Origin of the sequence: Pseudemcibacter sp. (assembly GCF_965661635.1) — a bacterium.
In the GTDB taxonomy this organism is placed as follows: domain Bacteria; phylum Pseudomonadota; class Alphaproteobacteria; order Sphingomonadales; family Emcibacteraceae; genus Pseudemcibacter.
In genome coordinates, this window is the sequence record NZ_CBFIEP010000050.1 from 17,941 (window position 1) to 27,576 (window position 9,636).

The 9,636-nt window shown below is 37.1% G+C and carries 16 protein-coding genes; 9 read left to right on the forward strand and 7 right to left on the reverse strand.

What is annotated here, in order from left to right; translation table 11 throughout:
• Nucleotides 1-281 precede the first annotated feature (281 nt).
• Complete coding sequence (locus ACTF6W_RS03790; RefSeq protein ID WP_438993211.1) at nucleotides 282-656, forward strand: energy transducer TonB; 375 nt, start codon at nucleotides 282-284, stop codon at nucleotides 654-656.
• Nucleotides 657-874: 218 nt separating this feature from the next.
• The gene (locus tag ACTF6W_RS03795; RefSeq protein WP_438993212.1) at nucleotides 875-1,426 is read left to right on the forward strand and encodes a DUF1013 domain-containing protein; all 552 of its coding nucleotides are present in this window, start codon (nucleotides 875-877) and stop codon (nucleotides 1,424-1,426) included.
• Nucleotides 1,427-1,497: 71 nt separating this feature from the next.
• Here ACTF6W_RS03795 and ACTF6W_RS03800 read toward each other — a convergent pair whose 3' ends face one another.
• The gene (locus ACTF6W_RS03800; RefSeq protein WP_438993213.1) at nucleotides 1,498-1,665 is read right to left on the reverse strand and encodes a YdcH family protein; all 168 of its coding nucleotides are present in this window, start codon (nucleotides 1,663-1,665) and stop codon (nucleotides 1,498-1,500) included.
• Between the two features lie 384 nt (nucleotides 1,666-2,049).
• Here ACTF6W_RS03800 and ACTF6W_RS03805 point away from each other — a divergent pair, with 384 nt between their 5' ends.
• Entirely contained in the window at nucleotides 2,050-2,619 is a 570-nt protein-coding gene (locus ACTF6W_RS03805; RefSeq protein WP_438993214.1) for a UbiX family flavin prenyltransferase, read from the forward strand.
• A 56-nt stretch (nucleotides 2,620-2,675) separates the two neighbouring features.
• The gene (locus ACTF6W_RS03810) at nucleotides 2,676-2,873 is read left to right on the forward strand and encodes a YdcH family protein (protein WP_438993215.1); all 198 of its coding nucleotides are present in this window, start codon (nucleotides 2,676-2,678) and stop codon (nucleotides 2,871-2,873) included.
• Between the two features lie 3 nt (nucleotides 2,874-2,876).
• On the opposite strand, the gene ACTF6W_RS03815 is transcribed toward ACTF6W_RS03810, so the two are convergent.
• Nucleotides 2,877-3,614, reverse strand: a complete 738-nt coding sequence (locus ACTF6W_RS03815; RefSeq protein ID WP_438993216.1) for a GGDEF domain-containing protein — start codon at nucleotides 3,612-3,614, stop codon at nucleotides 2,877-2,879.
• A 223-nt stretch (nucleotides 3,615-3,837) separates the two neighbouring features.
• Here ACTF6W_RS03815 and purE point away from each other — a divergent pair, with 223 nt between their 5' ends.
• Nucleotides 3,838-4,329, forward strand: coding sequence for a 5-(carboxyamino)imidazole ribonucleotide mutase (gene purE, locus ACTF6W_RS03820; protein ID WP_438993217.1), 492 nt, complete (start codon nucleotides 3,838-3,840; stop codon nucleotides 4,327-4,329).
• Nucleotide 4,330: 1 nt separating this feature from the next.
• Complete coding sequence (locus ACTF6W_RS03825) at nucleotides 4,331-5,410, forward strand: 5-(carboxyamino)imidazole ribonucleotide synthase (protein ID WP_438993218.1); 1,080 nt, start codon at nucleotides 4,331-4,333, stop codon at nucleotides 5,408-5,410.
• On the opposite strand, the gene ACTF6W_RS03830 is transcribed toward ACTF6W_RS03825, so the two are convergent.
• Entirely contained in the window at nucleotides 5,411-6,070 is a 660-nt protein-coding gene (locus ACTF6W_RS03830; protein WP_438993219.1) for a COQ9 family protein, read from the reverse strand. It abuts the gene before it with no gap.
• Nucleotides 6,071-6,247: 177 nt separating this feature from the next.
• Between ACTF6W_RS03830 and rpsU the strand changes: the two genes are divergently transcribed.
• On the forward strand, nucleotides 6,248-6,454 hold the full coding sequence (rpsU, locus tag ACTF6W_RS03835) for a 30S ribosomal protein S21 (RefSeq protein ID WP_438993220.1): 207 nt from the start codon (nucleotides 6,248-6,250) through the stop codon (nucleotides 6,452-6,454).
• 82 nt (nucleotides 6,455-6,536) lie between these two features.
• Nucleotides 6,537-7,184, forward strand: coding sequence for a hypothetical protein (locus ACTF6W_RS03840; protein WP_438993221.1), 648 nt, complete (start codon nucleotides 6,537-6,539; stop codon nucleotides 7,182-7,184).
• Here ACTF6W_RS03840 and ACTF6W_RS03845 read toward each other — a convergent pair.
• Nucleotides 7,163-7,342 (reverse strand): hypothetical protein, encoded by a 180-nt coding sequence (locus tag ACTF6W_RS03845; protein ID WP_438993222.1) that lies wholly within the window; start codon nucleotides 7,340-7,342, stop codon nucleotides 7,163-7,165. The genes ACTF6W_RS03840 and ACTF6W_RS03845 overlap by 22 nt on opposite strands.
• A 110-nt stretch (nucleotides 7,343-7,452) precedes the next feature.
• Here ACTF6W_RS03845 and ACTF6W_RS03850 point away from each other — a divergent pair, with 110 nt between their 5' ends.
• Nucleotides 7,453-7,749 carry a hypothetical protein gene (locus ACTF6W_RS03850; RefSeq protein WP_438993223.1) on the forward strand — a complete coding sequence of 99 codons (297 nt, stop codon included), beginning with the start codon at nucleotides 7,453-7,455 and terminating at the stop codon, nucleotides 7,747-7,749.
• A 47-nt stretch (nucleotides 7,750-7,796) separates the two neighbouring features.
• Here the strand turns inward: ACTF6W_RS03850 and ACTF6W_RS03855 are convergent, their stop codons facing one another.
• From ACTF6W_RS03855 to ACTF6W_RS03865, 3 genes are read right to left on the reverse strand one after another with little or no spacing between them, the layout of a single operon-like run.
• Complete coding sequence (locus tag ACTF6W_RS03855; RefSeq protein WP_438993224.1) at nucleotides 7,797-8,375, reverse strand: hypothetical protein; 579 nt, start codon at nucleotides 8,373-8,375, stop codon at nucleotides 7,797-7,799.
• Nucleotides 8,376-8,429: 54 nt separating this feature from the next.
• Nucleotides 8,430-8,729, reverse strand: a complete 300-nt coding sequence (locus ACTF6W_RS03860; RefSeq protein WP_438993225.1) for an SCP2 sterol-binding domain-containing protein — start codon at nucleotides 8,727-8,729, stop codon at nucleotides 8,430-8,432.
• A gap of 29 nt (nucleotides 8,730-8,758) precedes the next feature.
• On the reverse strand, nucleotides 8,759-9,550 hold the full coding sequence (locus ACTF6W_RS03865) for a hydroxyacylglutathione hydrolase (protein ID WP_438993226.1): 792 nt from the start codon (nucleotides 9,548-9,550) through the stop codon (nucleotides 8,759-8,761).
• Nucleotides 9,551-9,636: the final 86 nt, after the last annotated feature.

The window sequence follows — 9,636 nt, forward strand, 5'->3', positions numbered from 1 at the left end:
TGCAAATTTATTATGTTACAATAGGTTATATGGAATTCATATTTCAAATGATTTATTGTTTTTGATATAAAAAGGAGGCTTTTTTAGAGCGATAATAGCGCAAAACCGTCATTTTTAAATACTTAAAATTTTATCTTTAAGCTTCAGTTTACTTTTTTGCATATAGTTTTTTGTGCGGATGAAGTTTCCCACATTAAGCAAAGTGATGATTCACAGATGGGTTGGGGAGTTTCTAAATGAAAAAATTAGAGACAAATTGTATAGAAATTAGGAGTATTAAAATGGGCAAGTTAAGTAAACTTATGGTATCAGTAATTGTTGCAAGTACAGTGGCATTTGCAGGATTTGCGACATCAGCTAACGCACAAGATATTAGCGGTTGGCAGAAGTCAGTAGCTAAAAAAATTGCTAAGAAACAAACGTATCCACGTGCCGCTTTACGTAAAGAACTTGAAGGTAAAATCAAAGTTGAAATTAATGTAGATCGTGATGGCAACATTCTGGCACATTCAGTAACAGAATCGTCAGGTCACGATGTTTTAGATCGTGAGATTCCAAAATTAATGAAGCGTGTTAGTCCGCTGCCTGCACCACCAGCAGATGCATCTGATAGCCAGCTTACAATGGTTGTTCCACTCGCTTGGGCACTTCAGTAAGTCATTAAATATTTTAGAAGGAAGCTCCGATTTTATCGGGGCTTTTTTTACGTCTACAGTAAATTAATTAAGTTATTTTTTTAAATATGTTAAATTAATAATTTTTATAGTTATATTTCAAATACTTATAAAGTTTTTATAGTAGGTCTTTTCAATTGCGAAAACTCACTCTATGCTGCAGTTATTGATTCAAAATAATATTATATTTAGGAGTTGTTATGACAGAGCCTTTGATGCCAATGGCGACAGGCGTATGGCTTGTGGATAATACAAGTCTCAGTTTTACACAAATTGCAGCATTTTGTGGTTTGCACGAGTTAGAAGTTCAAGGTATTGCCGACGAACAGGTTGCTGTAAATATTGTCGGTTTAGATCCTGTAGCAAATGGACAATTAACTTGGGCAGAAATTGATCGCTGCCAAAATGATGAAAAAGCAAGACTGCAAATTATCGTTGATGAAGTGCCAGCTAAAGCAAGAAGTGGCGGCGCAAAATATACGCCTGTTTCTAAAAGGCAAGATAAGCCAGATGCAATTGCATGGTTGATTAGGAATCATCCGGAATTAACAGACGCCCAAATTTCTAAATTGGTGGGAACGACTAAGCCAACTATTACGGCCATTCGTGAACGCACTCATTGGAATATGAGCAATATTAAACCTGTAGATCCAGTACTTTTAGGTCTTTGCAAGCAACTAGAACTTGATGCGGCAGTAAAGAAAGCAGCCCCTAGAAGAGCTGAAACAGAAAAAGCTAATGAAACTGAATAGTGTTTTAGTAAGTGCTATAAAAGAAAACCCGCTTAAATAAGCGGGTTTTTTAATTTCTGATGGCTAAAATTTTATTGAGTGTTCAATCGCTCGATTTCATCTTTCAATATTAGCTTTTCTTTTTTGAGCTCATGCAGGATTGTACTATCTGGCGCTGGTCGATTTTCTTCCATATGGATTTTTTCATCTAGGGCAGCATGTTTTTGTGAAAGTGCATTAATATGAGCTTCTGCGTGCATATTTTTTTCTCCTGCTAATATATTGATATGTCGTTATTTTTATGTGTAACGCGTTTTTTATGGCAATTTAAATAATTGGTTTGGTTGAGGGCCGACGAAGTATTATCGTCTGTTTTGGTTAAGGCATATTTTGTTAATAGGCATTTAGCCATTTAAATTCCTTTATCACTCAACGGCTGTTTCTATTCATTTAGGATCCAAAATTCTTAGTTACAGCATTTAAATTACATCACATTTTTTAATGATTGTCACGAACTTCAATAGCTTTTTTGAGGTTTCATTTTTACCTGTATGGTAAAGCTATATAAAATAAAAATAATTTGTTATAAGAGATTATATTTATATTAGTGAAAACAGTAATTTTATAATTTGAATGCGATCAATATGGTTAAGATATCAAAACGACTCATAATAGGTATTAGTGGAGCGTCCGGGATAGAGTATGGATTGCGCTTATTAGAAATATTAAGCGAATTAGATGTCGAAACACATCTTGTTATGTCCAAGGCTGCAAAGGTAACGGCGAAATTAGAAACATCCATAAAAGTTTCAGATATAAATCAGTTAGCTGATGTGGTTCATAAAGTTGATGATATTGGCGCTTCTATTGCTAGTGGATCCTTTAAAACGGATGGCATGTTAATAGTTCCGTGTTCCGTGAAAACCATGTCGGAAATTAACTGTGGTGTCACTTCAAGCCTTTTAACTAGAGCTGCTGATGTTGTTTTGAAAGAACGTCGCAAATTAGTTCTTATGGTTAGGGAAACACCTTTTCATTTAGGACATCTTAAAACGATGACGTCATTAACTGAAATGGGCGCTATCATTGCGCCACCTGTTCCTGCATTTTATACCAAACCAGCATCGATTGATGAAATGGTTGAGCAGACATTGGCAAGATTATTAGATTTATTTGATATAGAAATTTCAACGATAAAGAGATGGAAATCATAATATCTGTTTTTGCACGACTTGTGATATATTATCATTATAAGCTTTAAGGTATGACTATGGATAACGCAGATATACTAGTGAAAATTCAGCAATTAAGAGTCCAACATCGTGACCTTGATGATGCTATAGATGCGTTATTAAAATCGGGCACGACCAATATGTTGCAAATAAAAAGATTGAAAAAACAAAAATTAATGTTGAAAGATCAAATAGCAAAACTTGAAGATGAAATGCTTCCCGACATTATCGCATAAACTTTATTCTTCGTTTTTCATATTTTTTTTATGTGAGTACATTTTTTTATCAGCATGATCTAATGCTTGACCTGGGCTTAAGTCAGAGTGTAAGGGGTAAATCCCATAAGCCATTTTAAGGGGTATATTTTTACCATCAATTATCAGGGGTTTCTTTTCAAGATTGGCAATGATTTGTTCAGCCTTAGCTGCGGCATTTTTTTCATTTGCCTTTGGTAGAATAATGCCAAATTCATCGCCACCTAATCGGCCTATAATATCAGAATCACGTAAATTTGAAAGCATCACTTTTGCAATATGAACCAGAGCTTTATCGCCGACTTTGTGCCCCATAGTATCGTTGATTACTTTCAGATCATTCATGTCCAGAAAAATTAGTGAGCTATTGATACCATAACGATCAGAATAAGAAATCATTCTGGTCATTTCACGAACAAAGGCACGCCGATTAGAAATTTCAATTAAACTGTCTTGATCCGCTAGTTTTTCAAGCTCTGATATGCGTCGATGCGCAATTTCCAGTTCGCCGCGCATGTAATCTACTTCAGCCATTAAAGTTATAATTGCATTCTTGACTTTAGGGGTCATTTCTGCGGACGGGATTCCTAAAACGCTAGCAGTATCATTTATATTTCTAACAGGTGCTGTTGCCGATACACCAGATGACGCGCGCGTTTTCTCTATCGTTTTGCGGCGTATTGGTTGTGCTCTGCCGACATTTCCAGGACCTTGAACTTTCATTATGTCTGTGTACCCTCATTCAGATTAATAAAATCCATTGCTATAGATGCAACATATCGTAGTAGTTTCAATCTATTCTACATACTATTAGTAACTATAACAAATAATGATAACATTCAGGGAATCTTAATACCACTGGAAACTTGCCTATCTCATCTAGATCGCTATAATCCCTTTTCTTGAAATGTTAAGGCTTCCTTTTGAATAATTTTAGAGGCAGAAAATGAGTGAAGATAAACAACAAGTAGGGATTATCATGGGTAGTCAATCTGATTGGCATATTATGAAAAATGCCTCAGATGTACTTAATGAATTAGGTGTGGCTCACGAATGCAAAATTGTTTCTGCACATAGAACACCAGACCGTCTTTATGATTATGCACGATCTGCTAAAGAAAGAGGACTTCAAGTCATTATCGCAGGCGCAGGTGGGGCTGCCCATCTGCCAGGTATGGCAGCGTCAATGACGCCGCTTCCCGTTTTAGGCGTTCCTATTGAAAGTAAGGCTTTAAAAGGAATGGATAGTCTTTTATCAATAGTACAAATGCCAGGCGGTGTGCCAGTGGGAACATTGGCCATCGGTCAAGCGGGCGCAAAGAATGCTGGATTAATGGCGGCGTCGATCGTTGCACTAAATGATGAAAAAATATCGGCATCTCTAGAGAATTGGCGTAAAACACAAACGAACGCTGTCGCGGAAATACCAGTAGATTAATATGAAGACACTTGCTCCCGGATCAACAATTGGAATGTTAGGCGGTGGCCAACTTGGTCGTATGATGGCACTTGCTGCTGCCGAATTGGGTTTTAAAGTTCACGTATTCACAAATAAAATTGATGGGCCGACGGAACAAGTATGTAATGCCGTAACGCATGCCGACTACGATGACAAAAAAGCTTTGCTTGAATTTGCTAACAAAGTGGATGTTGTGACTTACGAGTTTGAAAACATTCCTGTGGAAACTGTGAATGTTTTAACGGGTGTGATTAATGTATTTCCTAATGCAAAAGTACTCGAAGTTTCTCAAGATAGATTAACTGAGAAAAAATTTATCAACGACTTAGGAATAGAAACCGCTCCCTTTAAAGATGTAAGTACATTAGAGGAAGCGGAAGAAGCCTTAAAGGATATTGGATATCCTGCGGTTTTAAAAACACGGCGTCTAGGTTATGACGGTAAGGGACAGGCCATCGTTAAAAATGAAGATGATTTGTCGTCTGCCTGGAAACAGCTCAATAATGATAGTATAATCATCGAAGGGTTTATTCCATTTGATATAGAAGTTTCAGTTGTTGCGGCGCGCGGCCAGGACGGTGAAGTTGTTTGTTTTTCGCCAGTTGAAAATAATCATAAAAATCATATTCTTGATTTATCAATTGCACCAGCGCAGGTTGAAGATGAAATTTTAAATGACGCCATTGATAAAGCGACAAAAATTATTAATGAATTAAATTATGTTGGTGTACTGACGGTTGAATTTTTTGTGTCAAAAGATGGACCACTATTACGGGTTAATGAAATTGCACCGCGTGTACACAATTCGGGACACTGGACGATTGAAGCTTGTCCCACCAGTCAATTTGAACAACATATTAGGGCTGTTTGCGGCTTACCATTAGGGTGCGTTAAGTTTAGCGGTGAAGCTCGAATGACAAATTTAATTGGCGATGATATTTTTCAATATTATGAATTGTTAAAAGAAAAAGGTGCCAGTGTTCATCATTATGGGAAAAATGAATCCCGACCTGGTCGAAAAATGGGGCATGTGACCCGGCTTTTTCCTTCAATTGGTTAATTAACTACCGTATCTTTTTTTACCGAGAGCTCGCCAAATACCCGCTAGGTCAGGTTGTTTGTCACGGTATTTGGCTTTTACTTTTTCAATTTGCATCACGTTTTCGATACGTCGATCAAGAAATTCCCAAGTATCATTATGATCTTCGCTTTCATCACCAAGCCAATATAAAAATGTACTGCTGTAAACAGCCGACAAAGTCATTCGTTTTGTATAATAATTGAAATCTGTGGATGTATCTGAAATGGCTTTCCACATAAGATCAACGGTATGGTATAAAATTTTCAATCCTTGAAAGTAATTTTGCGGTAGCGCAAGGAAAGGAACAGTTCGGTTACAAGCTTCTTTATTTTCTTGTTCTAATTCAATGCGCGTTCTGACTAACGTTGTGATTTTCTCACGTATTTTAAGTTTTTCAAAACTGCTGTCTTTAATCACTTCTAGCATCTGAATGTCGCATTGCTGCGCATAAAGAGCAATCATATCGATTGCCCCATTGGGGAAGGCGAGATCCACGACCCTTGGATCAATGCCGATGTCATTTGCGGCAAGATTTAAAGATTTTTTGGTCCAGCCATCAAATGCAATATGTGGCATAACGGCGTCTAATAACGACTCACGATAATCATCAGGTGTTTTTTCAGTTTTTTTACTAGTCATATCCTATATATGGCTATGAAATTCATATTGGTAAAGCAAAAAGGGTCAAAAAACTCTTATAAACGTGTAAAATTGACAAAAGACTTCACTTATCCTCTAGTTTTTGTTAGAAAGCCCGTTCTTAAAGACAAATGTTTTTTTGAATAACACAAACTAGAAAGGAGTGTGACTGTAACCATGCAGGTTATTGTCCGCGATAATAACGTTGATCAAGCTCTACGTGCTTTGAAGAAAAAACTTCAGCGCGAAGGGGTATACCGCGAAATGAAAATGCGACGTTTTTACGAAAAGCCATCTGAAAAGAAGGCTCGTGAGAATGCAGCAGCAGTTCGTAGGTCCCGTAAACTTGACCGTAAACGTCTCGAACGCGACGGCGCTGTTTAAGCTTTTAACGTTCTTTTGAATTAAAAAGCCGTCCTCTAATTTGAGTGGCGGCTTTTTTTTATAAATTTTTGACCAGGTAAGTATGCAGAAAATACTAAGTTTTATTATATCAATCACTTTGATGGGGTGCGCATCAACATCCAATGAGAAATTGGTTGGGCATGCGGAGGACTTGAAAAGCCATAAAAGGTTTGGTGTATGTTCAGGGTATGGTTGCAAAACATACCAGAAAACCGGATTAACGGATCAAGAGTGGCAAAAAGTGAAGGACATTTTTATACCGGCTCCCGAATCTCCTAAAGAAGAACGACAAAGAATTTCATTAGCAATTGCGCAAATTGAACAATTTATCGGCCCTAAAACAGGTACCGATAATGATAAAGCACGCGCCGTTGTGCTCAATTTTAGTACTAAGGGGCAAATGGACTGTATTGATGAGGCGTTTAATACAACAAGTTATTTATTTTTATTAAGGCGAGACGGTATTATTAAATTACATACTTTAGGGCAACATTTAAGACGTAATTTCAATGACTTAAGTTATCCACATAGCACCGCCACAATCCATGAAATTGGGCTTGAAAAAAATATTGGTGGTAGCGGGCACTTTGTGGTTGATTCATGGTTCCATCAAAATGGTGCGCGAGCGGAAATTATTCCAGCCAATGAATGGAGTGGCCCTTGGTATCCGGATAAGAAAAAAGCGCGTTATAATTTCTCAGCATCATAGTCTGAAAAATCCCATTCTTCCGAGCCGTTTAGTTGCTCAAGGAATAGATGTTCCGCAGCGGTTACTGCCTCTTCTTCACTTGCTGCATTTACTTGAGTGACCCAATAGAAGGTGCCGTGTTTAAGATCAGATTTTAATGTGACATTATATGATGACATTGTAATATCCTATTTGAATATTGTTATTGAACTTTCTATACTCTGATTTTTATAAATAGAAAAGTATATTTGGTAATTCTTTAATCTAAAGTGCGTATTGAGGAAAAAGTATGAAAAAAGATCATCAAGTTCGTAAACCGCTCCGACAAAGAGTAGCGGACCGTAAGCGCGGCATTAAAGAAGTCAAACCAATGTCGTCGCGTGAAAAACGTATCAGAAAGAGTGTGAAATTTATATTGACTGTCGCGCAGTATCTAGGCCTGTTTTTGCTGTTGCTTGCCTTGGGAGGTATTGTCAATAATGGCTATGAGGTTAAAAGTTGGGACTTGATAGTTGTTTATTCATCGATGTTTATTATAGGTCGTGCGGGCATAACAATTATGAATTCGATCTCGACTTTCAAATAAAAAAGCAGAGCCTATAGCCCTGCTCTTAAACGTTTATCCAACCGCGCTTATTTATAATCAGCGTCGTCGTCTTCACCTTCTGGTGGCTCAACCCACTGTTCTGGGAAAAGATGGTAATGTGCCTTATTCACAGCATCACTAATGCTTTTTAGTGTGGTCATAACATTTTCAAGTTGAAAGCCAACACCACGGTAAACATAAATCTTCCCTTTGGTATCAAATGACCTAAATACATTTTCAATTTCTACGTCTTTATGATCACTTGCGCCTAGATCACCGACATAATCCATTAGAATATATTTTCCAGCAGTTTTCTTGATCCACTCTTCGTTGGCTTCATCACTAAAATCAAAAAGAGTTTGAATATCTTTATTGTTTAAAGGGTGATCATCTGGAATGCCTAGAAATTTACGTATTTCATCAGAACGCGAACGGCCTTTTTTACGAGGAGCCCAGAGAGTACGCGATACTTGTGAAGCAGATTGGAAAATAGATTGTAGAGCATAAAATACACCCGGTACGCTACCTTTTTCGAGGGATTGATTTAATAATCCAACACCAATTTCAACATACGTAAATTGGTTTCTAATTTCGTGGATATGCAATCCTAATTTATTGAGGTCCATGATGGTCCTTCCTTATTAATAAATACAGAGAATAAATTACGAAACCTTATATCGTTATTCGAATATGTCGGCAAGCTTTAAAGCGAGGCCCATATCGCCTTCAATTTTTAACTTTCCCATCATGAACGCCATTTGTGGATTTAAAGATCCATCAATTAGTCCTTCAAAATTTTCCTGAGATAATACAAACGTCACATCTGCATCTAGATCATTATTGGATACGGATGGCGGGGTTACTGTTGCATCAATATGAATTACTCCCTCGTCAGTAAGGTCAAATTTTACTTTTTTATTTAAATCCGTAACACCGGCCGTTTTTTCTATGATCAGTTTTGTATTGTTTTCAAGGCTCATTTTCTTATCCTTTAGATAATTGTCCAATTTTACCAATTATTTCTCAATTCCCTTAAGGCTATAAAAACTTCCTTTTCGGAAGGGTTTTCCGGCAGGTCGGGAAATGACTTTCTAAGTTCGCTAATAATGGCAGGATTTTTTAATCTGAGAAAGCTATTAATATTTCTTTCGTCTTTCATTGTGGAAATAAATGCATCATGAGGACTTTGTTTTTCCAAATTTTTTAAATAGCTTTTTGCGGATTCATTATTGGGTTCACGGTCTAAAGTAAACTCAAGATTATTAATGATATAATCATGACCGGGATATATTTTTGTCTCATTAGGTAATTTTGAAAGTTGTTGATCAAATGTATTAAAAAGATCATCTGGATTTCCACCGAGTTTACAATGACCAACGCCGGCGTTAAACATAGTGTCACCGCAAAATAAAGAAGGTGTTTTTTCGTCTGATAATAAGCATATGTGACTGTCGGTATGACCTGGCGTGTCTAAAACTTTGAAAGAAACGGAACTGCCTATTTTTAATTGATCACCGGCATTTAAACCTTTGTCAACATTAGGTATTTTTCCCATTGCACCGGTATGTGAAAAAAGCGTGGCGCCCGTTTTTTCTCTAATTTCTTCATTTCCGCCAATATGATCCCAATGATCATGCGTATTTAGTATGGTTGTGATTTTAAAATTATTTTTTTTTGCAGCGTCAAGGCAGCGATCTACATCTAGCGGGTCAATGACCATGGCTTCACGGCTTTTTTCACAAGCGATAAGATAATGAAAGTTTCTTAATCGGTTATCGGCGTATAGCTGTTTAACAATCATGTATAACCCCTAATCATTTTTAGGTTCATACGAGCCGACTTTTTGGAAGGTTTAAATTAAGGCATGTCCCTTCACCGGGGGCGCTA

Excerpts from the sequence above, each read along its gene's own strand:
- ACTF6W_RS03840 (WP_438993221.1), top strand. The coding sequence starts at position 6,537 with ATGCAGAAAATACTAAGTTTTATTATATCAATCACTTTGATGGGGTGC.
- ACTF6W_RS03855 (WP_438993224.1), bottom strand. The coding sequence starts at position 8,375 with ATGGACCTCAATAAATTAGGATTGCATATCCACGAAATTAGAAACCAA.
- ACTF6W_RS03860 (WP_438993225.1), bottom strand. The coding sequence starts at position 8,729 with ATGAGCCTTGAAAACAATACAAAACTGATCATAGAAAAAACGGCCGGT.
- ACTF6W_RS03790 (WP_438993211.1), top strand. The coding sequence starts at position 282 with ATGGGCAAGTTAAGTAAACTTATGGTATCAGTAATTGTTGCAAGTACA.
- ACTF6W_RS03825 (WP_438993218.1), top strand. The coding sequence starts at position 4,331 with ATGAAGACACTTGCTCCCGGATCAACAATTGGAATGTTAGGCGGTGGC.
- ACTF6W_RS03830 (WP_438993219.1), bottom strand. The coding sequence starts at position 6,070 with ATGACTAGTAAAAAAACTGAAAAAACACCTGATGATTATCGTGAGTCG.
- ACTF6W_RS03845 (WP_438993222.1), bottom strand. The coding sequence starts at position 7,342 with ATGTCATCATATAATGTCACATTAAAATCTGATCTTAAACACGGCACC.
- ACTF6W_RS03815 (WP_438993216.1), bottom strand. The coding sequence starts at position 3,614 with ATGAAAGTTCAAGGTCCTGGAAATGTCGGCAGAGCACAACCAATACGC.
- purE (WP_438993217.1), top strand. The coding sequence starts at position 3,838 with ATGAGTGAAGATAAACAACAAGTAGGGATTATCATGGGTAGTCAATCT.
- ACTF6W_RS03805 (WP_438993214.1), top strand. The coding sequence starts at position 2,050 with ATGGTTAAGATATCAAAACGACTCATAATAGGTATTAGTGGAGCGTCC.
- rpsU (WP_438993220.1), top strand. The coding sequence starts at position 6,248 with ATGCAGGTTATTGTCCGCGATAATAACGTTGATCAAGCTCTACGTGCT.
- ACTF6W_RS03810 (WP_438993215.1), top strand. The coding sequence starts at position 2,676 with ATGGATAACGCAGATATACTAGTGAAAATTCAGCAATTAAGAGTCCAA.
- ACTF6W_RS03800 (WP_438993213.1), bottom strand. The coding sequence starts at position 1,665 with ATGCACGCAGAAGCTCATATTAATGCACTTTCACAAAAACATGCTGCC.
- ACTF6W_RS03865 (WP_438993226.1), bottom strand. The coding sequence starts at position 9,550 with ATGATTGTTAAACAGCTATACGCCGATAACCGATTAAGAAACTTTCAT.
- ACTF6W_RS03795 (WP_438993212.1), top strand. The coding sequence starts at position 875 with ATGACAGAGCCTTTGATGCCAATGGCGACAGGCGTATGGCTTGTGGAT.
- ACTF6W_RS03850 (WP_438993223.1), top strand. The coding sequence starts at position 7,453 with ATGAAAAAAGATCATCAAGTTCGTAAACCGCTCCGACAAAGAGTAGCG.